Genomic DNA, 25,641 nt, shown 5'->3' on the forward strand with positions numbered 1-25,641 from the left:
GCTCCCACATTATTCAGCGGCGTACTTCAGCGGCGTTCGGGCGATTCTTCAGGTTCTTGTCGGCCTTGTAGCGCAAGGCCACGTCCGGCACCGAACCGCCGCGCCCGGTTTCGACCCAGTTGCGGATACGCGTGGCATCGGCAAAGTGGGTGAACTTGCCGAACGCATCAAGGATCACCAGCGACACCGGGCGGTTGCCCATGCTGGTCACCAGCACCAGGCAGTGGCCGGCCTGGTTGGTGAAGCCGGTCTTGGTCAGCTTGATATCCCAGTTGGCGCGGTTGATCAGGTGATCGGTATTGGAGAACCCCAAGGTGTAGTTGGGCTTGCGGAACGCCACGGTCTTTTCCTTGGTGGTGCTCAGTTGGCTCAGCATCGGGTATTTACGCGCGGCGGCCAGCAGCTTGCTCAGGTCGCGGGCGGTGGACACGTTGTGAATCGACAGGCCGGTGGGCTCCACGTAGTGCGTGCTGGTCATGCCCAGTGCCTTGGCCTTGGCGTTCATCGCTGCAATAAACGCCGGGTAGCCGCCCGGGTAGTGGTGGGCCAGGCTGGCGGCGGCGCGGTTTTCCGAGGACATCAGGGCGATCAGCAGCATTTCCTTGCGCGGCATTTCGCTGCCGATTTTCACCCGGGAGAACACGCCTTTCATTTCTGGCGTGTCCTTGATGTTGATGTCGATGTACTCATCCATGTTCTGTTTGGCTTCGAGCACGATCAGGCCGGTCATCAGCTTGCTGACGGAGGCAATTGGCACCACCACGTCGGGGTTGCTGGAATAGATGACTTTGTTGGTCTGCAGGTCGACCAGGATGGCGCTGCCGGAAGCAATCTGCAGTTTTGAAGTATCACGCGGGGCGAGGGTGGTTTCGCTGGCGTGCGCGAAGGTGCCTGTAAATGCAAAAAATAGGCTGACAAGAGAGAGACGAATTTTCACGCGGGTGAACTCGCTAAAAAAGTAAGGAAAATGCCGTTCGAGAACGGTTTTTTGATAAATGCCGTTACATTTTAGGAGTATGGACGAAGAACTGTCGAATGTTCTTCTAGATCCAGACGAAAGTGCTTAAAAACTAAGAAAAAAGGGTTTTTAGCCATTCAATAAAAAGCCCTGCGATAAGGCAGGGCTTTTTCAGTACGGCAGGTTATTAGCCGTGCAGGCTTTCTGCGGCATACAGGGTGTTTTCCAGCAGGCACGCACGGGTCATCGGGCCGACACCGCCGGGTACCGGGGTGATCCAGCCGGCACGGGGCAGGGCGGTTTCGTACACCACGTCGCCGACCAGCTTGCCGTCGTCCTGACGGTTGATGCCCACATCGATCACGATCGCGCCTTCCTTGATCCACTCGCCCTTGACCAGGCCCGGCTTGCCCGCGGCAACCACCACCAGGTCGGCACGGCCAACATGGCCGGCGAGGTCTTTGGTGAAACGGTGGGTGACAGTCACGGTGCAGCCGGCCAGCAGCAGCTCCATGGCCATCGGGCGGCCAACAATGTTGGAGGCACCAACGACTACGGCATCCAGACCGTACAGATCGACGCCGGTGCTCTCCAGCAGGGTCATGATGCCCTTCGGGGTGCAGGGGCGCAGCAGCGGGATGCGTTGGGCCAGGCGGCCGACGTTATAGGGGTGGAAGCCGTCGACGTCTTTGTCCGGGCGGATGCGCTCCAACAGTTTGGAGGCGTCCAGGTGCTCGGGCAGTGGCAGTTGCAGCAGGATACCGTCAATGGCCGGGTCGTCGTTGAGGCCGTCGATCAGGTCGGTAAGCGCCTGCTGGGTGGTCTCGGAAGGCAAGTCGTAGGCCTTGGAAATAAAGCCGACCTCTTCACAGTCTTTACGCTTGTGCGAGACATAAACCTGAGAGGCAGGATCGCTGCCGACCAGGATCACCGCGAGGCCAGGCGTGCGCAGACCTTGCAGGCGGCGCTCGGTGACTCGTTTGGCGATCTGCTGGCGCAGGCTGGCGGCGATTGATTTGCCGTCGATAAGTTGTGCAGTCATTACGCGTGATTAACCATCGAGAGGGGGAAGAAAAGTGCGCGCATTCTCGCACGCCATGACGTGAGGGCAAAGGCGCTTGGTCTGCAAATTGCCCTAACCCCTTAAATAAAATCAGTTTTTTTCAAAAAAGATTTGACGGGTATCAAGGCCGTCTATACTATTCGTCGCACTTGTCGGGCACAGCCTAGCACTGGTTAAGAAGGTCGAGCAGATAGAGCTGTTCTGCAAGGCTGGAAGCACTTAGTTTGTAATCTTCAACGAGTACAGATTAATAAGGCGCCCGTAGCTCAGCTGGATAGAGCATCCGCCTTCTAAGCGGATGGTCGCAGGTTCGAGTCCTGCCGGGTGCGCCATTAGGCAGCTTTGGCACAAGTAGCGCTATATGGTGGGCGTAGCTCAGTTGGTAGAGCACGGGATTGTGACTCCCGTTGTCGAGGGTTCGATCCCCTTCGTCCACCCCATATTTAGAAAGGCGCCAGATTAATCATCTGGCGCCTTTGCTTTAAGAGTTTCAAGCGCGGATGTGGTGGAATTGGTAGACACACTGGATTTAGGTTCCAGCGCCGCGAGGCGTAAGAGTTCGAGTCTCTTCATCCGCACCAATTAAGCGTCACCCAGCCATCAGGCAGGGTGAGGCCAGGCAAGGAAGGTGTTCGAGTTCCTTGTTGAAGCAATATGGTGGGCGTAGCTCAGTTGGTAGAGCACGGGATTGTGACTCCCGTTGTCGAGGGTTCGATCCCCTTCGTCCACCCCATATTTTAAAAAGCGCCAGATCAATGATCTGGCGCTTTTTTTTGCATCCAAAAAATGCCCTGCCGCGTATGTACTGACGAGGATGGCCGTGGATGGGCCTGGATCCTCATCCGCTGCTACGTGGAGGGTCTGAAAAATGTTGGCACAACAGCAGGATCAAAGTCAGGGAATGGCGGTTGGCGAGGCGCATTTGCTCGGGCGCCTGCTGTTGGGGGAGCAATCGGCCTATTGCGACCTGGTCAAAACCCATCAGGGCGCCATGCGTGCGGTGGCTTCGGCGATCGCCGGGCATCGGCATGTCGATGATGTGGTGCAGGATGCCTGGTTGGCGATTGTGCGCGGGCTGAGTGGTTTTCAGGGGCGCTCCAGCCTCAAGACCTGGGTGCTGACGATTACGGCCAATAAAGCCAAGGGTCGCTATGGCCGGAGTCGGCGCGAAGTGTTTTTCGATGACTCGCAGGGTCAGGAGCGCTTTTGCGCCGCCAGTGGCCAGTGGCTGTCGGCACCGGCGGGCTGGCATGAAGATACGCCCGAGGCGCTGGTCAGTGAAGACGAACTGCGCGCCTGTATCGAGCGCGCGTTGCAGGAACTGTCGACGCTTCAGAGCGCTGCGCTTGTGCTGCGTGAGCGGGTAGGGCTTGAGCTTGAGGAGATTGCCGAGTTGCTGGGCGTCAGTCTGTGCAATGCGCGGGTGCTGCTGCACCGGGCGCGCAGTCGGGTTTTTGCCGCCATCGACCGGCATCAGGCCTGTGGCGTTGATTGACGTCAAGAAAAAACAAGCATTCTCAATGCCTTGGCGTTAGAATCGTTGCCGGTTTTGAGCGTGTAGAACTGATCCGCGGCTATATAAGGGTCGGTACAGCTATTTAATAGCGAATAACGGCGCAGTACCTGAAAAAGGGCTGTGCCGTTTTTGTTTGAGTGTTTTGAGTTTCCAGGGTAGGGCGTTTCATCGTATTTGTGTTTCTCGATGCTGCTGCCACACCCTTCGACCTTGCTTGCAGGGTCGCTCGCCGGGGTGTGCATCCAACCTCTTCTATATATAGAAGGGCTGGCGCTAGAGCCCTGGCGTGATGCGCTGTATTTGCTAACGGGATGAGGTGCATGCGTGCACTTGAACCTATAAATGGCCTGCTGTTTTTCCACCCGTTTTCAGTAGGGTGACTTCTTGAGTTTGACCCACTAGAATGCATGCCCTTGATTCTGGGGTCGGAAACGGCCGGCTAACGTCTGTGCAACGAGGAATATCCATGCAAGTTTCTGTTGAAAATACTACTGCCATCGAGCGCCGCCTGAGCATCACCGTGCCGGCAGAGCGTATTGAGACTGCGGTCAACAAGCGTCTGCAGCAGACTGCCCAAAAGGCCAAGATCGCTGGTTTCCGTCCAGGCAAAGTGCCAATGAGCGAAATCAAGCGTCGTTTTGGTGCCGATGCGCGTCAGGAAGCTGTTGGTGACGTGATCCAGGCTTCCTTCTACGAAGCCGTTGTCGAGCACAAGCTGAACCCAGCGGGTTCGCCTTCGATCGAGCCTAAGTCCCTGGAAGCCGGTAAAGACCTGGAATACGTTGCCGTATTCGAAGTGTTCCCGGAATTCACCGTTGCCGGTTTCGAAGACATCGCCGTTGAGCGCCTGAGCGCTGACGTGGCAGATGCCGACCTGGACAACATGCTGGAAATCCTGCGCAAGCAGAACACCCGTTTTGAAGTGGCCGACCGTGCCGCCCAGAACGAAGACCAGCTGAACATCGATTTCGTTGGCAAGGTTGACGGCGAAGCATTCGCTGGCGGCTCCGCCAAGGGCACCCAGCTGGTGCTGGGTTCCAACCGCATGATCCCGGGCTTCGAAGACGGCCTGGTTGGCGCCAAGGCCGGTGAAGAGCGCGTTCTGAACCTGACTTTCCCTGCTGACTACCAGAACCTGGACCTGGCCGGCAAAGCCGCCGAGTTCACCGTGACCGTCAACAGTGTTTCCGAGCCTAAGCTGCCTGAGCTGAACGAAGAATTCTTCGCCCAGTTCGGTATCAAGGAAACCGGCATCGACGGCTTCCGTACCGAAGTTCGCAAGAACATGGAGCGTGAGCTGCGTCAGGCCATCAAGTCCAAGGTCAAGAACCAGGTGATGGATGGTCTGCTGGCCGCCAACCCGATCGAAGTGCCGAAGGCCCTGCTGTCCAACGAAGTGGATCGCCTGCGCGTTCAAGCGGTTCAGCAGTTCGGTGGCAACATCAAGCCTGACCAGCTGCCGGCCGAGCTGTTCGAAGAACAAGCCAAGCGCCGCGTTGTGCTGGGTCTGGTCGTGGCTGAAGTGGTCAAGCAATTCGACCTCAAGCCTGACGAAGATCGCGTTCGCGAAATGATCCAGGAAATGGCTTCGGCCTACCAGGAGCCTGAGCAGGTCGTGGCTTGGTACTACAAGAACGACCAGCAACTGAACGAAGTACGTTCGGTTGTGCTGGAAGAACAAGTTGTGGATACTGTTCTGCAGAAGGCTAAGGTGACCGACAAAGCGGTCTCTTACGAAGAAGCAGTCAAACCGGCGGAAGCAGCACAAGCCGACTGATTGTCCAACTCGTTCGAAATATAACCATAAGCCAGCCTCGCGCTGGCTTATGCGTTTTCAAGACATGACTATTTGGGAGTAACTGCAGAGCATGTTCCGTAATTCCTATATTCAGCAGAACTCTGATATCCAGGCCGCTGGCGGCTTGGTCCCGATGGTTGTCGAGCAATCTGCTCGTGGCGAACGCGCCTATGACATCTACTCGCGCCTGCTCAAGGAGCGAGTGATTTTTCTGGTCGGCCCGGTAGAGGACTACATGGCCAACCTGATCTGCGCGCAACTGCTGTTCCTTGAAGCGGAAAACCCGGACAAGGACATCCATCTTTACATCAACTCCCCGGGCGGCTCGGTTACTGCAGGCATGTCGATCTACGACACCATGCAGTTCATCAAGCCAAACGTGTCGACCACGTGCATCGGCCAGGCCTGCAGCATGGGCGCTTTCCTGCTGACCGCAGGTGCCGAGGGCAAGCGTTACTGCCTGCCGAACTCGCGCGTGATGATTCACCAGCCGTTGGGCGGTTTCCAGGGCCAGGCATCGGACATCGAAATCCACGCCAAGGAAATCCTGTTTATTCGTGAGCGTCTGAACACGCTGATGGCCAAGCACAGCGGGCACACCCTGGAAGAAATCGAGCGTGATACCAACCGCGACAATTTCATGAGCGCTGAAGCTGCTCGTGAATACGGGTTGATCGACGCAGTGATCGAAAAGCGCCCCGCTTAATATAAGCACCTCAAAATAAGGCTGGTCGGCATGTCCGACCACCGGCGGGCTTGAAAAAGCCCGCATAAGCCTTCATCTTGTGTTGCAAGCCTATCGGATTTGGATCGAACGAATGACTGACACCCGCAACGGCGAGGACAACGGCAAGCTGCTCTATTGCTCCTTCTGCGGCAAAAGCCAGCATGAAGTACGCAAATTGATTGCCGGCCCCTCGGTGTTTATCTGCGACGAGTGCGTCGACCTGTGCAATGACATCATCCGCGAGGAGGTGCAGGAAGCCCAGGCCGAGAGCAGCGCGCATAAATTGCCTTCGCCTAAAGAAATCAGCGGCATCCTTGATCAGTATGTGATTGGTCAAGAGCGTGCAAAAAAGGTTCTGGCGGTAGCGGTGTACAACCACTACAAGCGCTTGAACCAGCGTGACAAGAAAGGCGACGAAGTCGAACTCGGCAAGAGCAACATTTTGCTGATCGGTCCTACAGGCTCGGGTAAAACCCTGCTTGCAGAAACCCTCGCTCGCCTGCTGAACGTTCCATTCACCATCGCCGACGCCACCACCCTCACCGAGGCTGGCTACGTGGGTGAAGATGTCGAGAACATCATTCAGAAGCTGCTGCAAAAGTGCGACTACGACGTAGAGAAGGCCCAGATGGGTATTGTCTACATCGACGAAATCGACAAGATTTCGCGCAAGTCCGACAACCCGTCGATCACTCGGGACGTTTCCGGTGAAGGCGTGCAGCAAGCCCTGTTGAAACTGATCGAAGGCACGGTCGCTTCCGTACCGCCACAAGGCGGCCGCAAGCACCCGCAGCAGGAATTCCTTCAGGTTGATACGCGCAACATCCTGTTCATCTGTGGCGGTGCTTTCTCGGGGCTGGAAAAGGTTATTCAGCAACGTTCCACCCGTGGCGGCATCGGCTTCGGTGCAGAAGTGCGCAGCAAGGAAGAAGGCAAGAAGGTGGGCGAGTCCCTGCGTGAAGTCGAGCCTGACGATCTGGTCAAGTTCGGTCTGATCCCGGAATTCGTTGGCCGTCTGCCGGTCCTGGCCACGTTGGACGAGCTGGATGAGGCTGCTCTGATTCAGATCCTCACCGAGCCGAAAAACGCCCTGACCAAGCAATACGCCAAGCTGTTCGAGATGGAAGGTGTAGACCTCGAGTTCCGTACCGACGCGCTCAAATCAGTGGCCAAGCGGGCACTGGAGCGCAAGACCGGTGCACGTGGCCTGCGTTCGATCCTCGAAGGCGTGTTGCTCGACACCATGTACGAAATCCCCTCGCAATCCGAGGTGAGCAAGGTGGTGATCGACGAAAGCGTTATCGAAGGCAAATCCAAGCCACTGTATATCTACGAAAACAGTGAGCCGGCTGCCAAGGCTGCACCTGACGCGTAAGCGTCAAGCCGTCGCAGTACAAGCAAGGGCCTTTCGAGGCCCTTTCTTTTTATGTGGCGGTTTTTCGGGGCGGTTTGTGTTTTGCGGTTAAATTCGCGTTTATTCATGCGTTTAACTGCTGGCATTGAGCTTGTTTTTTTTGCGTACAGCCCCCATCTTGGTTTCAAGCTAATTTTTCAACTGTCATAGAGGCGAAATCATGAAGACAACCATTGAATTGCCTCTCCTGCCGTTGCGTGATGTCGTCGTCTATCCGCACATGGTTATCCCGCTGTTCGTGGGGCGCGAGAAGTCTATCGAAGCCCTCGAGGCTGCGATGACGGGCGACAAGCAGATCCTGCTGTTGGCCCAGAAGAATCCTGCTGATGATGATCCAGGCGAAGATGCCCTGTATCGGGTCGGTACCGTTGCGACTGTTCTGCAATTGCTCAAGTTGCCCGATGGCACCGTCAAGGTGCTGGTCGAAGGCGAGCAGCGTGGTGCGGTCGAGCGCTTCATGGAGGTGGACGGTCACCTGCGCGCCGAAGTGGCGCTGATCGACGAAGTCGAAGCCCCTGAGCGCGAATCCGAAGTGTTTGTGCGCAGCCTGCTCTCGCAGTTCGAGCAGTATGTGCAACTGGGCAAGAAAGTCCCGGCTGAAGTGCTGTCGTCCCTAAACAGCATCGATGAGCCAAGCCGCCTGGTCGACACCATGGCCGCGCACATGGCGCTCAAGATCGAGCAGAAGCAGGACATCCTCGAAATCATCGACCTGCCGGCCCGTGTTGAACACGTGCTGGCGCTGCTGGATGGTGAAATCGACCTGCTGCAGGTTGAGAAGCGCATCCGTGGTCGCGTGAAGAAACAAATGGAGCGCAGCCAGCGCGAGTACTACCTGAATGAGCAGATGAAGGCCATTCAGAAAGAACTCGGCGACAGCGAAGAAGGCCACAACGAAGTCGAAGAGCTGAAAAAGCGCATCGACGCCGCCGGCCTGCCTAAAGACGCCCTGACCAAGGCCATGGCTGAGCTGAACAAGCTCAAGCAAATGTCGCCAATGTCGGCCGAAGCCACCGTGGTGCGTTCCTACATCGACTGGCTGGTGCAGGTGCCGTGGAAAGCTCAGACCAAAGTGCGCCTGGACCTGGCCCGTGCCGAAGAGATCCTTGACGCCGACCACTACGGCCTCGAAGAAGTCAAAGAACGCATCCTCGAATACCTCGCCGTGCAAAAGCGCGTGAAGAAAATTCGTGGCCCGGTGTTGTGCCTGGTCGGCCCTCCGGGTGTAGGTAAAACTTCCCTGGCCGAGTCGATTGCCAGTGCCACCAACCGTAAATTTGTGCGCATGGCCCTTGGCGGTGTGCGTGATGAAGCGGAAATTCGTGGCCATCGCCGTACGTACATCGGTTCGATGCCAGGAAGATTGATTCAAAAGATGACGAAGGTGGGTGTGCGCAACCCGCTGTTCCTGCTCGATGAAATCGACAAAATGGGCAGCGACATGCGTGGCGATCCGGCCTCGGCGTTGCTCGAAGTGCTCGACCCCGAGCAGAACCACAATTTCAACGACCATTACCTGGAAGTCGACTACGACTTGTCCGACGTAATGTTCCTGTGCACCTCCAACTCCATGAACATCCCGCCAGCCCTGCTGGACCGGATGGAGGTGATTCGTCTGCCGGGTTACACCGAAGACGAGAAGATCAACATCGCCGTCAAATACCTCGCGCCCAAGCAGATTTCGGCCAATGGCCTGAAAAAAGGCGAGATCGAATTTGAGGTCGAAGCGATCCGCGACATCGTGCGTTACTACACCCGCGAAGCCGGTGTGCGTGGCCTTGAGCGTCAGATTGCGAAGATCTGCCGCAAAGCGGTCAAGGAGCACTCGCTGGAAAAACGCTTCTCGGTGAAGGTGGTTGCCGATTCCCTGGAGCACTTCCTGGGCGTGAAGAAATTCCGTTACGGCCTGGCTGAGCAGCAGGATCAGGTAGGGCAGGTGACGGGCCTGGCGTGGACCCAGGTGGGCGGCGAACTGCTGACCATCGAAGCGGCGGTTATCCCGGGCAAAGGCCAGCTTATCAAGACCGGTTCGTTGGGTGATGTGATGGTCGAATCGATCACCGCCGCGCAGACCGTGGTGCGCAGCCGCGCCAAGAGCCTGGGGATCCCCCTGGACTTCCACGAGAAGCACGACACCCACATCCACATGCCGGAAGGGGCGACCCCCAAAGACGGCCCTAGCGCCGGTGTAGGCATGTGCACGGCACTGGTGTCGGCACTGACTGGCATTCCTGTGCGTGCCGATGTGGCGATGACCGGGGAAATTACCCTGCGGGGTCAGGTATTGGCCATCGGTGGTCTGAAAGAGAAATTGCTCGCTGCACACCGAGGCGGTATCAAGACCGTGATCATTCCGGAAGAGAATGTTCGCGACTTGAAGGAAATTCCTGACAATATCAAGCAGGATCTTCAGATTAAACCGGTTAAATGGATTGACGAGGTCCTGCAAATTGCGTTGCAATACGCGCCGGAGCCCTTGCCGGATGTGGCTCCGGAGATTGTCGCGAAGGACGAAAAACGCGAGTCCGATTCCAAGGAAAGAATTAGCACGCATTAATGCGAATGAGCCTGGGGGCTTCCTTGACAGCTTTTTAGAGCCCTTGTTATAAAGCGGCTCTTAAGTGTCTGTAGGCCATTCAGCACTGGTTTTTGCTTTCACCAAAAAACTTAGAATCATACTCAATAGATATATAAGGGGACTTAGAGTGAACAAGTCGGAACTGATTGATGCTATCGCCGCATCCGCTGATATCCCGAAAGCTGCTGCTGGCCGTGCGCTGGACGCAGTAATCGAATCCGTCACTGGCGCTCTGAAGGCCGGCGACTCCGTGGTACTGGTAGGCTTCGGTACTTTCTCTGTGACTGACCGCCCAGCTCGCACTGGCCGTAACCCACAGACTGGCAAAGCACTGCAAATCGCTGCTGCCAAAAAACCAGGTTTCAAAGCCGGTAAAGCCCTGAAAGAAGCGGTTAACTAAGCTTCGTTCAAGCCTTGCCTACCCGGGTCAGACGCAGGTCTGGCCTGGCAGCGGAGCGGCAGCTGACCCACGTATCCATCGGGTCGCCAGGGCCTGGGGTGTTGGTTCAAAACCCCGTCCGCTCCGCCAGTTACGAGAAGGCGCATCCTCGGATGCGCCTTTCTTCTATCCGGACTCTACCCACGCTCCACGGTTGCCTAATTTTTGAAGATCAACCGTTTCTGGGGGACGCATGCTGCAAAATATCAGGGACAATTCACAAGGCTGGATTGCCAAGACCATTATCGGGATCATCGTCGCATTGATGGCGTTCACCGGTATCGAGGCCATTTTCCAGGCTTCGGGTAACAACAAGCAGGACGTAGCCAAGGTCAACGGTGAAGAAATCACCCAGACCGAACTGGGCCAGGCCGTTGACATGCAACGTCGCCAGCTGATGCAACAGCTGGGCAAGGATTTCGATGCTTCGCTGCTGGACGAAAAACTCCTGCGCGAAGCGGCTCTGAAGGGCCTGATCGATCGCAAGCTGTTGCTGCAAGGCGCCGCTGATTCCAAGTTCGGCTTCTCTGAAGCTGCGCTGGACCAAGTGATCCTGCAGACGCCGGAATTCCAGGTGGACGGCAAGTTCAGTGCCGAACGCTTTGACCAGGTGATCCGTCAGCTGGGCTACACCCGTATGCAATTCCGTCAGATGCTGACCCAGGAAATGCTGATCGGCCAGGTTCGCGCAGGCATCGCCGGCAGCGGTTTCGTCACCGACGCCGAAGTGCTGGCTTTCGCCCGTCTGGAAAAACAGACCCGCGATTTTGCCACCGTCAACATCAAGACTGACCCTGCGGCGGTGAAGCTCACCGACGATGAGGTCAAGGCTTACTACGACAAGCACGCCAAAGAGTTCATGACCCCGGACCAAGTGGTCATCGATTACCTGGAACTGAAGAAGTCTTCCTTCTTCGACCAGGTCACCGTCAAGGACGAAGAGCTGCAGGCTGCCTATCAGAAAGAAACCGCCAACCTCGCTGAACAGCGTCGTGCCGCGCACATTCTGATCGAAGTCAACGACAAGACCACCGACGCGCAAGCCAAGGCCAAGATCGAAGACATCCAGGCACGCCTGGCCAAGGGTGAGAAGTTCGACGCCCTGGCCAAGGAGTTCTCCCAGGATCCAGGTTCGGCCAACAATGGCGGTGACTTGGGCTTTGCCGGCCCTGGCGTCTACGACCCGGACTTCGAAACCGCCCTGTATGCCTTGAACAAGGACCAGGTGTCGGCGCCGGTGCGCACCACTTTCGGTTGGCACTTGATCAAGCTGTTGGGCGTTGAAGCACCTGAAGTGCCATCGTTTGCCAGCCTGAAAGACAAGCTGACCCGCGAGCTCAAGACCCAGCAGGTCGAGCAGCGTTATGTCGAAGCGACCAAGCAATTGGAAGACGCGGCATTCGAAGCCTCCGACCTGGCTCAGCCGGCGTCCGACCTGAAGCTGACCGTGCACACGTCCGCGCCGTTTGGCCGTGAAGGTGGCGAAGGTGTTGCGGCCAACCGTGCCGTGGTCACCGCAGCGTTCAGCCCGGAAGTGCTGGATGAAGGTGCCAACAGCAGCGCTATCGAGCTGGACCCGGAAACCATCATCGTGCTGCGTGCCAAAGAGCATCTGAAGCCTGCGCAACTGCCGCTGGAAAGCGTGTCGGCTGCGATCCGCACCCAGATGACCAAAGAGCGCGCCATCGCGGCTGCCAAAACCCATGCCGACGAGTTGATCGCCAGCCTGCGTGACGGCAAGACCCCGTTGAACCAGCCGATCGACGGCCAGGCCTGGAAGGTCACTGAAGCGGCGACCCGTAACGCTGAAGCGATCGAGCCGGCCGTGCTGCAAGCCCTGTTCCGCATGCCTAAGCCTGCGGCCAAAGACAAGCCGACCTTCACCACCGTGACCCTGGCTGACGGTAGCCTGGTGATCGTGCGCTTGAACGGCGTCAACGAAGCTGCAGCCCCTACCGACGAAGAAAAGGCGCAATACCGCCGCTTCCTCGCCTCGCGTATTGGCCAGCAGGACTTTGCTGCCTACCGCAAGCAGTTGGAAACCAAGGCTGACATCAAGAAGTTCTGATGTTGGTTTTAATAGAAAAGCCCCCGGTCTGAAAGGACCGGGGGCTTTTTTTTTGCGCAATTATCGGCTCAGAACTGATCGTTCCCACACTCTGCGTGGTAATGCATCCCGTGACGCTCTGCGTCACCCGTACGCAAGTACAGAAAGCGGGACGCGCAGACGGGCTCAGAACTTCAGTTTGCCCCAGCTCAAGCCAATCACAGCTGCCACGGTCGAGGCCGTCAGCACACTCAGTTTGGCCGCTGCCAACAGTTCCGGGTCGGAGAAGGCCAGGGACGAGATAAAGATCGACATGGTAAAACCAATCCCCGCCAGCAGGCCGACCAGGCCGACACCGCTCCAGGTGACTCCGTCGGGCAGCTTGCAGATATTGAGTTTGACCAGCGTGATGCTCGCCAGCATCACGCCCAACGGTTTGCCGATCACCAGGGCGAAGATCACGCCCATAAACACGCCATGGGGCAGCGGATGCTCAAGGTTCAAGCCTTGCAAGCTGACACCGGCATTGGCCAGGGCGAACAACGGCATCACACCGAATGCGACCCACGGATGCAACGCCGACTGCACGCGCTGCACCGGCGGCATCAGTTCGCGCTGGGCTTCGCGCAGTTGCTTGAGCGGCTTGGCGACCTGGTGCGAGTCTTCGGCCGGTCGCGAGAGGCGATCCATCAGTTCGTTGAAGGTGCGGCCGATGGTGTCCAGTGGGCGTTCGGTGGTCGGTTTGGAGCTGACCGGCGTCATCAGGCCCAGGATCACCCCGGCGAGGGTCGGGTGCACGCCGGTCTTGAGCAGGCCGAACCAGACAATCGCCCCCGGCAGCAGATAGATCGCCGCCTTGCTGATGCCCATTCGTTGGAACACCAACACCAGGGCTAACCCACCTGCGGCAACCACCAGACCCATGTAGTCCAGGCTTGCAGTGAAAAACACCGCAATGATCAGGATTGCAACGATGTCGTCGATAATGGCCAGTGCCAGCAGCAGGACGCGTACACCGCTGGGGATGGATTTGCCCAACAGCGCCAGCACGCCGACGGCAAAGGCAATGTCGGTGGCGGTGGGCACGGCCCAGCCAATCGCGGCGGCGGTGCCATGGTTGAGCGCGGTGTAGATAATGGCCGGCATCACTACGCCACCCAGTGCGGCGCCCAGCGGCAGGGTCGCGAGTTTCAGGTTGGCGAGTGCGCCGTCCTTTATTTCCTGACGTATCTCCGCACCTACCACCAGGAAGAAAATGGTCATCAGGCCGTCATTGACCAGAAAGTGCAGGGAGCGCGACACATTGAAATCGCCCAGCCCGAGGGTAATCGGGGTGTTCCAGAAGTGTTCGTAGGACGCGGCGGCCGGGCTGTTGGCCCAGATCAACGCTGCAATGGCCGCCAGCAACAGGACGATGCCGCTGACGGCTTCGATGCGTGAAAACCGCTCAAGGGCCGACAGTGCGCCCTCGGTCAATGCCTGGGGGCGAGGGATGGCAGGGTGTTTTTTGGGCACGACAAGTCTCCATTGGCGGCCCGACCAATGCTTTGCTTTAACCTGCGTTGTGCCCTATGCAGTCACGCACCCAGGGTGATGATAGGAAGTTGATGAATAAGTTGTAAACAATGTTGTCAGGGTTAAGGGCTTTTTGTCGGTGGGTGCAGAAACCCGCGCGCCAATTGCTGGTACAACTCCGGCCCCATCCGCGAACTGACGGCTTTGGCAATCAGCGCCACCGCCATCAGGCTGATCACCATCCCGTGGCTGTCGATCATCTCCATTACGATGATCGCCGAGGTGATCGGCGATTGCGTCACGGCAGCCAGGAAGCCCACCATGCACAGCGCAATGATCGGTTGCGCTGCCAGCGTGAAAAACTCGGCTGCGTTGGCGCCCACGGCCGCGCCGACCGCCAGCGACGGGGCAAAAATGCCGCCCGGAATTCCGGAAAAATACGTCACGACCGTCGCCAGAAAACGCGTGACAGGCGCATGCCACGGCAGGCCGACATCGGCGGCAATGATCTGCGAAGTAATCCCGTAGCCGCTGCCGAAGGACATCCCGCCGCTGAGCCAGCCCAGGATTGCGACCACCAGCCCACACGCCCCGGCGAACCAAACCGGGTGGGCGCGCCGCCATTCCCAGACCACAAACCTGTGGTAGCGCTGGGGCCACAGCAGCATGCGACTGAACAGCCCGCCGAGCACGCCACAGCCGATGCCTGCCGCCAATACCGGAACAATGATGTCGAGCTTGATCCCTTCAACGTCCAGGTGGCCAAAATAGTTGTAATTGCCCTGCAGGGCGATGGCGACCATCCCCGACAAAATAATGGTGCTGAGCAATACCCCGCTGGTGCGGGTTTCTAGCTTGCGCCCCAATTCTTCTACTGCGAAGGCGACGCCGGCCAGCGGCGTATTGAACGCGGCGGCGATACCGGCGGCGCCGCCGGCCAGGATCAAGTCTTCGCTGCGGATGATGCGTGCATTGGGCAGGTAGCGATGAAAGAAATGCATGATCGATGCCGCCACTTGCACGGACGGCCCTTCGCGCCCGGCAGAGAAACCGCCGGTCAACGCCAGTGTTCCGAGGCCTATCTTGGCCAATGCGATGCGCAATGACACCAGCTTGCTGACGTCCTGTCCTTTGTTGGCCAGGCGAGTAGCGGCGATGACCTGGGGAATGCCACTGCCTTGGGCTCCGGCAAAAAAACGTGTGGTCAGCCACACCACCAGCATGCCCACCAGCGGTGTGTAGAGGAAGGGCAGCCACGGATGGGCGCTGGATTGCTCGGCGAACTGAGTGAGCGCCACGTCAGCCAGGCGCGCAAACATCACCACCATCAGCCCGGCGATGGTGGCGCCGGCCCACAGGGTGATCCGGGTGCGCCAACGCAGCGAGGTAAAGCGGCGGCGCAGTGAAATGAACGGTTTGATCACCCAGGTGAATTCCGAATAAGTTTCAGGGTGTTTCAAGATTAACCGTATATCAAGCGCTTGTCCTCGCGATGCGCCGTGTCGCGGCCAATGCCAAAAGCACCAACCCGGCAACCGCCCACGGGAACAACGCCACCCCCGATGTTTGTAGCAACATACCGCCTGCTAGCCCGCCGCCGGCAATTCCCAGGTTCCACACCGTCACCAGCATTGACTGCGCTGCGTCAGCCGAGTCGCCGGCAGACTTGGCCAGTGCCGTTTGCAACAGCGCCGGCAAGCCACCAAAGGCCAGGCCCCACAGCGCCACGGCGGCATACACCGCACGGGTGGAGGTCATCCACACGCCCAGTGCCAGGGCCGATACGGCGAACATCACGCAACTGATGATCAGCAGGCGCCGCAAGTGTTGATCAATCAGCATGCCCGTCAGCCAGATGCTCAACAGGGCCGCCAAGCCGAATACCAGCAGTATCCGGTCGATGTCGGCGACTATTCCGGCAGGCACCAGTAACGGCGCGATGTAGGTGTAGAGAATGTTGTGCGCCAGCACGTAGGTAAAGGTCACCCACAACACTGGACGAATACCTCGCAGGCTCAGTACCTGGCGCAAGCCCAGGCGCTTTTGTTCCGGCTGGCCGGCGAAGTCCGGCAGTTGCCAGCGCGCCCACACCAACAGCAACAGCGTCAGCCCGGTCATGATTGCAAAGCTCAGGCGCCAGCCCACCGCAGCGCCGAGGAACGTGCCGGCAGGTACACCCAGTGACAAGGCCAGCGGTGCGCCGAGCATGGCCACAGCAATCGCCCGGCCTTGCAGGTGCGGGGCCACCATTCGGCTGGCGTACCCGGCCAGCAGTGCCCAAAGCAACCCGGCGAACACCCCGGCAAAAAAGCGCGCGGCCAGGGTCAGCCCGTAATGGGTGGACAGTGCCGTCACGCTGTTGACCAAGGCAAAGCCGCCGATGGCAATCAGCAGCAAAGGGCGCCGCCGCCAGCCTCGGGTCAGTAGGGTAAGGGGGATGGCCGCGAGTAACGAGCCAAGGGCATACAGGGTCACCAGTTGGCCGACTAACGCCTGTGAAACCTGCAGCCCTTCGCCCATCTGAGGCAGCAGCCCGGCCGGCATGGCCTCGGTGAGAATCGTGATAAACCCTGCGCACGCCAACGCCAGTAAGCCGGCGAGAGGCAGTGCGTCCTTTACGGCCGTGGCGGCCGGGCCGGTAATCGAAGGGCAGTCGCTCATGTTGCGTCTCCATGCAAAAGGTCAGGAGGCAGAGTAGGGGGCTGCGGGTTGCGGAAAAACAGGCTAAGGTTCCGAACTTATCGGACGTCAACGTCCGCAATCAAAAAGGGTAGGGCAATGGACAGTCTGAGCGGCCTTTCGGTGTTCGTGCAGGTTGCGGAAACCCGCAGCTTCACCGCAGCTGGCCGCGTTTTGGGGGTGTCATCTTCGGCGGTGGGCAAAAGCATCGCGCGCATGGAAGAACGCCTGGGCGTACGGCTGTTTCATCGCAGCACACGCAGCGTCACCCTGACCGGCGAAGGCGCGTTGTTCCTCGAGCGCTCGCGGCGGATTCTGGCCGAGGTGGAGGCGGCCGAGCAGGAGCTGACTGAGGCCGGCGCCACGCCCCGAGGCACGTTGCGCATCAGCTTGCCGCAGGTGCGTGGCCTGTTGATGCCGGTGCTCAGCGACTTTATGCGCGCCTACCCGGACATCGAGCTGGATGTGGATTTTTCTGACCGCATGGTGGACGTGATCGAGGAAGGTTTTGATGCGGTGATTCGTACCGGCAAGCCGGAAGATTCGCGGCTGATGGCACGTCATCTGGGGCATTACCAACTGGTGTTGGTGGCCTCGCCAGGCTACCTGGCGCAATACGGCACCCCGCAACACCCGCAGGACTTGAGCGACCATGCCTGCCTGCGCCACAAATTCTGCGCCACCGGCAAGCTGGAACCCTGGCCACTGCGCCATGTGCCCGGCGTGGCGGAGCCGGTGTTACGTGCGCCGCTGATCAGCACCACCATCGAGTCCCTCAACTATGTGGTGCACGAAGGTTTGGGCATCGCCTGCCTGCCGGACTTCATGGTCAAGGAGGCGGTGCGCCAGGGGCGTCTGCAACGGGTGCTGGATGAGCACCTGGTCCACCGTGGCAGTTTCTGGATGCTGTGGCCCTCGAGCCGCTTTGCCTCGGCCAAGCTGCGGGTGTTTATCGACCATATGTCTGCCGGGCTTTTCCCTGCGCAGGCGGTGTAATAACGCTGTGACGTTTTACCGACAGGAATGTGCGCGCCAACCCTGCGTTCTGTTGCACAATAGCGCCCTGACTGTTTTCCTCAGGATTTTCGATGTCGACATCATTTCACTTGCGTAGCCTCGGGTTGGCGCTGGTGCTGGCGGGCGCTGCGGGCTGCTCGTCACCCAAGACCGCTATTTATGAACATGAGAATTTCGACGACTCCGGTACGTTCTCCCGTGATTACCCGGTCAGCGATGTGGCGGCCTGTGAAGCGGCGCGACGTGCGCTGTTGAGCCAGGGTTACATCATCACCAGCAGCGACCCCAAGCTGGTGGTGGGTAACAAGAGTTTCCAGCAAACCGGCGAAACCCATCTGCAAATCAGCTTCAACGTGGTATGTGCCGATGATGGCAAAGGCGCCAAGCACTCAACCATGTTCGCCAACGCCTTGCAGGACCGCTACGCGCTGAAGAAGGTCAACAACTCCGCCAGTCTCGGCGTGGGTGTGTTGGGCTCGGTGTCGATGCCGATCGGCTCAACCGATGATTCGATGGTCAAGGTGGCCAGCGAGACAGTGACGGCACCGAAGTTTTACGATCGCTACTTCTCGCTGGTGGATGTGTTCCTGCCCCAGGACGTGAAGGCGGCCGAGCATATTCCAGAGAAGCCCAAGGCTGAGCTGGGCATGCCGGAGCCGAAAGCGGCTGCGCCTGCCGATAAGCCTGCGCCTGCCGATAAGGTAGCGCCCGCCGATAAGGTAGCGCCTGCCGATAAGATAGACGCGCCCAAGGACGCACCGGTAGCGCCCGCCGTGTCGGAACCGCTGGCACCGCCGCCAGAGGCGGCACCGATTGCGCCACAGGCCGAGCCGGTGCCGACCACTGCGCCAACACCTGCACCGGCTGCGGAACCAGCGCCTGCGCCGACCAACCCGAACCTGCCGGCGCCGACAGAGGCGATCCCACCGCTGCCAACGCCTGGGCGGTAACTCAGACCGCTACGGGGTTCGTCTTGTCGACGTTGATCCCGTAGCGGCTGATGGCCTCGCTCACCTTGTCACGCCCGATCACGCCGTCATCGGCCAGCGCCTTCAGCGCCGCCAGCACGATGAAGTGGCGGTCCACCTCAAAGAATTCGCGCAGGGTTTCGCGGGTGTCCGATTGCCCAAAGCCATCGGTGCCCAGCGCCACAAAACGGCGGCCGTGTACAAAGGGGCGGATCTGGTCGGCGAATAGCTTCATATAGTCCGTCGCCACCACCACCGGCCCGCTGTGTCCGGCCAGGCTGGTTTCCACGTAACTCGCACGCGGTTCGTCCTGCGGATGCAGCAGGTTCCAGCGCTCCACCGCGTGCCCGTCGCGGCGCAATTCGGTCAGGCTGGTGGCGCTCCAGACATTACTGGCTACGCCAAAGTCCTTGTCGAGCAGTTGCGCTGCGCCAATTACTTCGCGCAGGATCGAGCCGCTGCCCATCAATTGCACCTGCGCCTGGGGGGACGTGCTCAGCGGATACAAGCCTTTGAGAATCCCGTCCTCCACGCCTTCGGGCATGGCCGGGTGCGGGTAGTTCTCGTTGAGCAGGGTGATGTAGTAGTAAATGTCCTCTTGTTCGACGTACATGCGCCGCATGCCTTCGCGAATGATCACCGCCAGCTCGTAGGCAAAAGTCGGGTCATAGGCGACGCAGCAGGGGATCACCGACGCCAGGATGTGGCTGTGGCCGTCGTCATGCTGCAAGCCTTCGCCCATCAGCGTGGTGCGGCCGGCCGTGGCTCCCAGCAGAAAGCCGCGAGCGCGGGCATCGCCGGCGGCCCAGGCCAGGTCGCCGACGCGCTGGAAACCGAACATCGAATAGAAAATGTAGAACGGCACGGTCATCAAGCCGTGATTGCTGTAGGACGTACTCGCCGCAATCCACGAAGAAATAGCCCCGGATTCATTCAGGCCTTCCTGCATGATCTGTCCGTCTTTGCTCTCTTTGTAGTAGCTCAATTGCCCGGCGTCTTGTGGGGTGTAGAGCTGGCCGACGGCGGAATGAATGCCGATCTGGCGGAACAGGCTCTCCATGCCGAAGGTACGCGACTCGTCCGGCACGATGGGTACGATCAGCTTGCCCAGGTGCGGGTCTTTCAACAGCGTGCCGAGGATGCGCACAAACGCCATGGTGGTGGAGATGGCACGCTCGCCGGTGTCTTTGAGTTGGGTGGCAAAGGCGCTCAGTTCGGGAATCTGCAAGGCCTCGACTGCAGTGTGTCGTGCTGGCACATAGCCGCCCAACGCCTGGCGACGGGCAGCGAAGTAGCGGGCTTCTTCGCTGTCGGCGGCGGGCTTGAGGTAAGGGATTTCGTCGAGCTGGTCATCGGCCACTTCCAGGCCGAAGCGGTCGCGAAAGGCTTTTACTGCATCAGCGCCCATCTTCTTCAACTGGTGATTGATGTTCTGGCCTTCGCCCGCTTCGCCCATGCCAAAGCCCTTGACGGTTTTGGCCAGGATCACCGTCGGTTGGCCCTTGTGGCGCACGGCAGCGGCGTAGGCATTGTAGACCTTGTCCGGGTCGTGGCCACCGCGTGAGAGTTTCCAGATATCGTCGTCGGACATGTCGGCAACCAGCGCCAGTAATTGCGGGTATTTGCCGAAGAAATGTTCACGCACATAGGCGCCGTTCTGGGATTTGTAGTTCTGGTAGTCGCCGTCCACGCACTCCATCATGCGTTGTCGCAACAGGCCGCTCTGGTCCTTTTCCAGCAGCGCATCCCAGCCGCCGCCCCAGATCACCTTGATCACATTCCAGCCGGCGGCGCGGTACAGGCTTTCGAACTCCTGGATCACCTTGGCATTGCCACGCACCGGGCCATCCAGGCGCTGCAGGTTGCAGTTGACCACAAAGATCAGGTTGTCGAGCTTCTCGCGGCCGGCCAGGGAGATGGCCGCCAGGGATTCCGGCTGGTCCATTTCGCCGTCGCCCAGAAACGCCCACACCTTGCGGCCTTGGTGTTGCTTGAGGTCACGGAACTCCAGGTAGCGCATAAAGCGCGCCTGGTAGGCGGCGGTAATCGGGCCCAGGCCCATCGATACTGTCGGGAACTGCCAGAAGTCCGGCATCAGCCGTGGGTGCGGGTAAGAGGACAAGCCCTCGCCACCGGCCTCGCGGCGGAAGTTGTCCAGCTGCGCTTCGCTGATGCGGCCTTCGAGGTAGGCGCGGCCGTAAATGCCCGGGGAGGAGTGGCCCTGGATGTACACCAGGTCGCCGTCGAAGGTATCGGTTCGGCCACGGAAGAAGTGGTCGAAGCCTACGTCGTACAGGACGGCGGCCGACGCGTAGGTCGCAATATGCCCACCAACACCCGAGTGTTTACCCGCACGCAGCACCATCGCCATGGCATTCCAGCGAATAAACGCATTGGTGCGCCGCTCGATGGCCAGGTTGCCGGGGTAGGGCAATTGGCGGTCAACCGCGATGGTGTTGACGTAAGGCGTGGTCACCCGTCCGTAGAAGTCACCATGGCGCGCAACGTCGAAATCCAGCAACTGATCAATCAGGTAGTGGGCACGCGGGCGGCCTTCGGTGGACAGCACCGATTCGATGGACTCCAGCCACTCGCGGGTTTCCTGTGGATCGTCGTCCAGTCTTACTGCGTTATTGGGGGTCATGTGAGGCTCCAGGGTAGGCGGATTTCAAGCAGCGGGCTCCTTGTGGGAGTTGCGCAAATGTAATTGCAATTGCAACTACATGACTGAATCTAGCGCGGGATGAGCTACTATTGCAACCTTCTTGAAATTCCCCGGATGGTGTTGCATGTCGTCGAAAGAGCCAGATGTATGGTTCCGTTTTGTCAGGGCCCACAGGACGGTCATCCGAGAAATCGAACGCCGCCTGGCTGCAGCAGACCTGCCGCCCTATGCCTGGTATGACGCGTTATGGGGCCTGGAAAGCGGCCCCGACGGCACACGGCGCATGCACGAATTGGCCGATGTGCTGGCGATTGAGCGCTACAACCTCACACGCCTGGTAGACCGCCTGGAAAAGGACGGCCTGGTAGTGCGTTCACGCTCCGACGGCGATGGCCGCGCAGCGTTTGCCTCGATCACCGAGGCCGGCCGGGTGTTGCGTAAAAAGATGTGGAAAATCTACGAAAGCACGGTGGATGAGCTGTTCCTGTCGCAAATCGAGCCTGAGCAGCGCCAGCTGTTTGCCGATACCTTGGAGCGCACTGCGGGGTTGGCGGTGGAGGCGGGCGTGCAAACCCGCAGTCGACGCAAGGCCTGAGGTGCAATGCGAGCTTGTGTGGGAGCTGGCTTGTCGAATCGTCGCACCGCTGCGATAGCCTCACCGCGGTGTACCTGACACCTTGAGGTGACTGCATCGCAGGCAAGCCAGCTCCCACATGTTTGACCGCGTGCCCATGCATCACAGTGGATACCGACGCATCGCCGTTTCGACCTGCTCGACACCAATACGGCCTTCATCGGCCAACGCCCGCAGCGCACACACCACAATCCAATACCGACTGGGCGCAGAAACCTGCACCGACCCCGCACCCAACCCGACAAACCGCGCCTGCACATACGCCGCCAACTGATCGACAATCACCTGCGGATAGCCGGTCACGGCAATCACCGGCGCGCTGCTCCCGGCCAGGCACTCATGCAGATGGCAGCTTTGCCGGGCAGCCATCGGGTGCAGGCGATTCCAGCGCTCGGCCGCCGCTGCCTCACGGGCCAGCCGCGTGTAGCTTGGGCAGCTCCATACCTGCGCCGTCACGCCCCAATCCTGTTCAAGCAATTGCGCCGCGTGGGTCACGTCCTCGAGCGCTCGGCCCGCACCCAGCAAGCGCACCTCCCCAGTGTGAGTACGCTGGAGCGGGTACATGCCCTTGAGCGCGTTTTCACGATCCTGCTTATCCAGCCTCGCTGTGCGCTGTTGATCATGCAGCGCGAGGTAATAAAACCCCGGCTTGCCGTCGACATACAGCGCGCGAATCCCGGCCAGCACAATCGCCCGGGCTTCTTCGCCGGACGCCGGGTCATACGGCGTGCAGTGCGGGTTGGTCGCCAGCCACAACGGCAGCGACGGTTGCGCGCCCCTGGGCCAGGCAGAGGGCTGGTTCTCGACGTCGTTGCAGAGGATGCCGCGCTGCGTGGCGGCCTGCGACAGCCCACATAACTGCGCCGACGATGCTGCACGGTGCAGGTACAGCATGGGTTTTTCGCCGGTATTGCGCGCAAACCAACTGGGCCAGTTGCCCACACGGCGGCTGCGTGACTGGCCACGAATCACCCAGGCCTGTCGGCTGAATTCCAGGGTATTGGCCATGTTCATGACCGTGTACAGCGGCGAGCCGGGCGGCGGGGCGGCACTGCTCAGCGCATCGATACAGCGCTGCGCGGCTTGGGCGGTAGAGACAGGCATGGTCGAGGCTCCTTGCTGCGAAGTCTCGTACCCTAATGGAAATCTGTTATTGATTGCAAATGCAATGATTGCAATAGCACCTCAAAATTCCGACGCTAAATCGATCCAACCCTGCTACGTTTTATCTTGAAGTGCAGGAACGTCATGGCGCCGACATTTTTTCGTCATCACGGCACTTTAGGCTGGGCTTGCAGGTCATTTATCTGCAAGCGCTTTTAACCAAGAAGGAGTCCGCCATGGACGAATACCAGGAAGAACTGCTGGAGTACCACGCGTTTGAACTGGATCCGCTGGATCCGGCCGATGACGCCACCGAGCTGTAACACCGACTTCAGGCGGAATGCCGCTGACTGCGGCGAAATTCCCCTGGGGTCTGGTTGTTCCACCGCCTGAACGCCCGTTGAAAGGCTTGGGCTGAGGCAAAACCGAGCAAGTAGGCGATCTCGCCGAACGCCAGTTCCGTGTCGCGAATGTAGGTCATGGCCAGATCGCGGCGGGTATCGTTGAGAATTGCGCGAAACTGCGTGCCTTCGTCGGCCAGTTTGCGGCGCAGCGTCCAGGTAGGCAGCTTCAAGCGTGCCGCCACTTCTTCCAGGTCGGGTTCCCGGCCACCATTGAGCATCGGCCCAAGCAACCTTGTGATGCGCTCGCGCAGGCTGCGGGTGCGGGTGAGCTGCTCCAACTCCTGTTCACATAGCTTCAACAACAGATGCCAGGTGCTGGGGCAATGCTGCGGGTTACGCAGACTCAGGGTTGGCTGGTTGAGGCGCAGTTGGTTGGCCTCGGCACCGAAATGCACGGGGCTGTCACCCAGCACGCGGTACTGGTCGCTGTACTCAGGGGCTTCAAACTCGATGTCGATGCGCTGGGCCTGCACCGGTTGTTGGGCCAGGCTCGACAATTGCTGCAGCCAGCCGGCGATGATCGAGTCCACCACAAAGCGGTTGTAGGCGTTGTATGGGCTGATGGAATAGAAGCGCAGCCAAGCGCCTTCGGCGTCCTCATGAAAGCTCGACTGGCCACGATAGTTGGAGCCGTACAGCGCTTCAAACCGCGTCAGTGCGCGCGCCGCTTCGCGTACGTTCGGCGCCTGTGCGGCGGTGACGCCGGCCAATCCCGCCTGGCTCAGACGGCTCAATTGACCCATGCGCAAGCCCAGGCCGGGGTCGCCGGTCAGTTGGATGGCGGCGTGGCCCAGGCGCATATAGCGCGGGATCGACAGGCGCGCCCCGGCTTCCGCAAGGCGCGCCGGGTCCAGGCCGTATTGCAGCAGCAGCGGCTGCGGGTCCAGGCCGTGGCTGTGGACGGCGTCGGCCAAGGACTGAACAAAGCCCACCGACAAGTCCCCAAGGCGCACCGGTTTCACGGCGTTACAGCCAGATATTCAGCAGGCGCGCGCCACGGGCGTCGTTGCCCGCCGTGACGTGCCCGTCGTTGCTGAGGAAGCTGTGCCCGGCGGTGCCCAAGTCCCAGAACTGCCCACGCAGGAACACACTCATGCCGGCGCTGGCCTGGCTGATGGGCTGCTGGCTGATCAGGGTGAGGCGGCGCCAGGCTTCGCCTTCGCTGAGTTCTTCGGGCTTGAGGCTGATTTCCGGCGGCGTGGACACGCTTTTAAAGCCGCGCCATGGGCGGTCCCAGGTGTCGCGGCCGGTCACGAAGGCCGGCACGGCCACCAGTTGCGCACCTTGCTCGTTGAGCTTGCGGTAATTGTCCGGGTACCAGCTGTCGCTGCCGATCAGGATGCCCAGGCGCCCGGCCGGGGTGTCGACCACGCTGACGATATTTTCGTCACCCGGGGCGATAAACCCGCGCTCATCGTAAATCGGGTAAAGCTGGCGCTGTGGCTCGCCGATGGGCAGGCCATCGGCCGCAAACACCACGCTGGCGTTGTACAGCGCGCCATGGCCAATGTGCAGTTGGCCCTGGCTGACACTGGGGTTGGGCAGCGCGATGGAGCCGGCCACCAGGGTCACGCCGAATTCTTTGGCTAGGCCGCCGAACAGCACTTGATAGTCGCGTGCCATGGCCGGTGCCTTCATACGCAGGTAGGCGTCGTCCATGCGGTTATCGCCTTTGGCGCTGATCCAGGCGCGGGCAAACTGCAACGGGTTGCTGGCGGACAGCCAATTCATGGCGTCCTTGAGGTGAGTGGCCTGGTACAGCTCATTCTTTTCGCCGCTGAGCATCAGCCAGGTGCCGATATGTTCCGGCAGCACGACGACGGTCTTGGCGTTGATCAAACCTTGGTCGCGGGCCTTTTGCAGGTAGGCCGAGAGTTTCAGGTGCAAGCGTTCCAGGCTCTGGTAATCAGCAGGGAACAGCTCGGGTTGGATGCCCAGCAGGTTGCCACGGTCGGCGGGCTCGCCTTCATTGACGGCCAGGGTGATACGCAGGTCCGACAGGTAATGCGCCACGGGGCGCTCCTGGGTCCAGACCAGATACGCGGCGATGGCGGCAACCAGGGCCATGGAGACGGTTAACGCTAGAAGTTTACGCATGGGGCAACAGACAACAGA

At 59.7% G+C, this 25,641-nt stretch carries 21 protein-coding genes and 4 tRNA genes; 15 read left to right on the plus strand and 10 right to left on the minus strand.

Annotation, left to right across the window (positions count from 1 at the left end; genetic code table 11):
* Positions 1 to 13 precede the first annotated feature (13 nt).
* Positions 14 to 937 (minus strand): D-alanyl-D-alanine endopeptidase, encoded by a 924-nt coding sequence (pbpG, locus tag AB4P96_RS12960; RefSeq protein ID WP_017136460.1) that lies wholly within the window; start codon positions 935 to 937, stop codon positions 14 to 16.
* 208 nt (positions 938 to 1,145) lie between these two features.
* Entirely contained in the window at positions 1,146 to 2,000 is an 855-nt protein-coding gene (folD, locus tag AB4P96_RS12965) for a bifunctional methylenetetrahydrofolate dehydrogenase/methenyltetrahydrofolate cyclohydrolase FolD (RefSeq protein WP_017136461.1), read from the minus strand.
* Between the two features lie 276 nt (positions 2,001 to 2,276).
* On the opposite strand from folD, the gene AB4P96_RS12970 reads away from it, so the two are divergent.
* The 5 genes from AB4P96_RS12970 (at position 2,277) to AB4P96_RS12990 (ending at position 3,516) form a co-directional block, all read left to right on the plus strand.
* Positions 2,277 to 2,353, plus strand: a tRNA-Arg gene (locus AB4P96_RS12970).
* Between the two features lie 32 nt (positions 2,354 to 2,385).
* A tRNA-His gene (locus AB4P96_RS12975) sits at positions 2,386 to 2,461 on the plus strand.
* Positions 2,462 to 2,517: 56 nt separating this feature from the next.
* Positions 2,518 to 2,602: transfer RNA gene (locus tag AB4P96_RS12980), tRNA-Leu, on the plus strand.
* A gap of 76 nt (positions 2,603 to 2,678) precedes the next feature.
* Positions 2,679 to 2,754 (plus strand) — tRNA-His (locus AB4P96_RS12985).
* A gap of 168 nt (positions 2,755 to 2,922) precedes the next feature.
* Positions 2,923 to 3,516 carry an RNA polymerase sigma factor gene (locus AB4P96_RS12990; RefSeq protein WP_099550018.1) on the plus strand — a complete coding sequence of 198 codons (594 nt, stop codon included), beginning with the start codon at positions 2,923 to 2,925 and terminating at the stop codon, positions 3,514 to 3,516.
* 2 nt (positions 3,517 to 3,518) lie between these two features.
* Here the strand turns inward: AB4P96_RS12990 and AB4P96_RS12995 are convergent, their stop codons facing one another.
* Positions 3,519 to 3,779, minus strand: a complete 261-nt coding sequence (locus AB4P96_RS12995; protein ID WP_032865532.1) for a hypothetical protein — start codon at positions 3,777 to 3,779, stop codon at positions 3,519 to 3,521.
* A 224-nt stretch (positions 3,780 to 4,003) separates the two neighbouring features.
* On the opposite strand from AB4P96_RS12995, the gene tig reads away from it, so the two are divergent.
* From tig to AB4P96_RS13025, 6 genes are all read left to right on the plus strand, one after another.
* Entirely contained in the window at positions 4,004 to 5,314 is a 1,311-nt protein-coding gene (tig, locus tag AB4P96_RS13000; RefSeq protein ID WP_017136463.1) for a trigger factor, read from the plus strand.
* Positions 5,315 to 5,405: 91 nt separating this feature from the next.
* The gene (gene clpP / locus AB4P96_RS13005) at positions 5,406 to 6,041 is read left to right on the plus strand and encodes an ATP-dependent Clp endopeptidase proteolytic subunit ClpP (RefSeq protein WP_003174822.1); all 636 of its coding nucleotides are present in this window, start codon (positions 5,406 to 5,408) and stop codon (positions 6,039 to 6,041) included.
* Between the two features lie 112 nt (positions 6,042 to 6,153).
* Positions 6,154 to 7,437: an ATP-dependent Clp protease ATP-binding subunit ClpX gene (gene clpX, locus AB4P96_RS13010; RefSeq protein WP_017136464.1), complete on the plus strand. Its 1,284-nt coding sequence runs from the start codon at positions 6,154 to 6,156 to the stop codon at positions 7,435 to 7,437.
* A gap of 199 nt (positions 7,438 to 7,636) precedes the next feature.
* Positions 7,637 to 10,033, plus strand: a complete 2,397-nt coding sequence (lon, locus tag AB4P96_RS13015; RefSeq protein ID WP_065931108.1) for an endopeptidase La — start codon at positions 7,637 to 7,639, stop codon at positions 10,031 to 10,033.
* 148 nt (positions 10,034 to 10,181) lie between these two features.
* Complete coding sequence (locus AB4P96_RS13020) at positions 10,182 to 10,454, plus strand: HU family DNA-binding protein (RefSeq protein WP_003174819.1); 273 nt, start codon at positions 10,182 to 10,184, stop codon at positions 10,452 to 10,454.
* 232 nt (positions 10,455 to 10,686) lie between these two features.
* Positions 10,687 to 12,561, plus strand: coding sequence for a SurA N-terminal domain-containing protein (locus AB4P96_RS13025; protein ID WP_017136466.1), 1,875 nt, complete (start codon positions 10,687 to 10,689; stop codon positions 12,559 to 12,561).
* A 165-nt stretch (positions 12,562 to 12,726) separates the two neighbouring features.
* Here AB4P96_RS13025 and nhaA read toward each other — a convergent pair whose 3' ends face one another.
* The 3 genes from nhaA to AB4P96_RS13040 all read right to left on the minus strand — a co-directional run bounded on the left by nhaA (position 12,727) and on the right by AB4P96_RS13040 (position 16,716).
* Positions 12,727 to 14,055, minus strand: a complete 1,329-nt coding sequence (nhaA, locus tag AB4P96_RS13030; protein ID WP_395600851.1) for a Na+/H+ antiporter NhaA — start codon at positions 14,053 to 14,055, stop codon at positions 12,727 to 12,729.
* A gap of 122 nt (positions 14,056 to 14,177) precedes the next feature.
* Positions 14,178 to 15,479 (minus strand): chloride channel protein, encoded by a 1,302-nt coding sequence (locus tag AB4P96_RS13035; protein ID WP_395600977.1) that lies wholly within the window; start codon positions 15,477 to 15,479, stop codon positions 14,178 to 14,180.
* A 49-nt stretch (positions 15,480 to 15,528) separates the two neighbouring features.
* The gene (locus tag AB4P96_RS13040; RefSeq protein ID WP_017136469.1) at positions 15,529 to 16,716 is read right to left on the minus strand and encodes an MFS transporter; all 1,188 of its coding nucleotides are present in this window, start codon (positions 16,714 to 16,716) and stop codon (positions 15,529 to 15,531) included.
* A 117-nt stretch (positions 16,717 to 16,833) separates the two neighbouring features.
* Between AB4P96_RS13040 and AB4P96_RS13045 the strand changes: the two genes are divergently transcribed.
* Positions 16,834 to 17,730: a LysR family transcriptional regulator gene (locus tag AB4P96_RS13045; RefSeq protein ID WP_099550022.1), complete on the plus strand. Its 897-nt coding sequence runs from the start codon at positions 16,834 to 16,836 to the stop codon at positions 17,728 to 17,730.
* Positions 17,731 to 17,822: 92 nt separating this feature from the next.
* Positions 17,823 to 18,701, plus strand: a complete 879-nt coding sequence (locus tag AB4P96_RS13050; RefSeq protein WP_236447907.1) for a DUF2242 domain-containing protein — start codon at positions 17,823 to 17,825, stop codon at positions 18,699 to 18,701.
* A 1-nt stretch (position 18,702) separates the two neighbouring features.
* On the opposite strand, the gene aceE is transcribed toward AB4P96_RS13050, so the two are convergent.
* Positions 18,703 to 21,363 (minus strand): pyruvate dehydrogenase (acetyl-transferring), homodimeric type, encoded by a 2,661-nt coding sequence (gene aceE, locus AB4P96_RS13055; protein WP_395600852.1) that lies wholly within the window; start codon positions 21,361 to 21,363, stop codon positions 18,703 to 18,705.
* A 145-nt stretch (positions 21,364 to 21,508) separates the two neighbouring features.
* On the opposite strand from aceE, the gene AB4P96_RS13060 reads away from it, so the two are divergent.
* On the plus strand, positions 21,509 to 21,979 hold the full coding sequence (locus tag AB4P96_RS13060; RefSeq protein WP_017136473.1) for a MarR family winged helix-turn-helix transcriptional regulator: 471 nt from the start codon (positions 21,509 to 21,511) through the stop codon (positions 21,977 to 21,979).
* 141 nt (positions 21,980 to 22,120) lie between these two features.
* On the opposite strand, the gene AB4P96_RS13065 is transcribed toward AB4P96_RS13060, so the two are convergent.
* Positions 22,121 to 23,122 carry a hypothetical protein gene (locus tag AB4P96_RS13065; RefSeq protein ID WP_017136474.1) on the minus strand — a complete coding sequence of 334 codons (1,002 nt, stop codon included), beginning with the start codon at positions 23,120 to 23,122 and terminating at the stop codon, positions 22,121 to 22,123.
* A 188-nt stretch (positions 23,123 to 23,310) separates the two neighbouring features.
* Between AB4P96_RS13065 and AB4P96_RS13070 the strand changes: the two genes are divergently transcribed.
* Positions 23,311 to 23,445: a hypothetical protein gene (locus AB4P96_RS13070; protein ID WP_017136475.1), complete on the plus strand. Its 135-nt coding sequence runs from the start codon at positions 23,311 to 23,313 to the stop codon at positions 23,443 to 23,445.
* A gap of 8 nt (positions 23,446 to 23,453) precedes the next feature.
* On the opposite strand, the gene AB4P96_RS13075 is transcribed toward AB4P96_RS13070, so the two are convergent.
* Together AB4P96_RS13075 and AB4P96_RS13080 are read right to left on the minus strand one after the other, a co-directional pair.
* Entirely contained in the window at positions 23,454 to 24,488 is a 1,035-nt protein-coding gene (locus AB4P96_RS13075) for an AraC family transcriptional regulator (RefSeq protein ID WP_177034323.1), read from the minus strand.
* 4 nt (positions 24,489 to 24,492) lie between these two features.
* Complete coding sequence (locus AB4P96_RS13080) at positions 24,493 to 25,623, minus strand: carbon-nitrogen hydrolase family protein (RefSeq protein ID WP_099550028.1); 1,131 nt, start codon at positions 25,621 to 25,623, stop codon at positions 24,493 to 24,495.
* Positions 25,624 to 25,641 lie beyond the last annotated feature (18 nt).

It is taken from the genome of Pseudomonas sp. B19125 (assembly GCF_044218855.1).
GTDB lineage: Bacteria > Pseudomonadota > Gammaproteobacteria > Pseudomonadales > Pseudomonadaceae > Aquipseudomonas > Aquipseudomonas edaphica.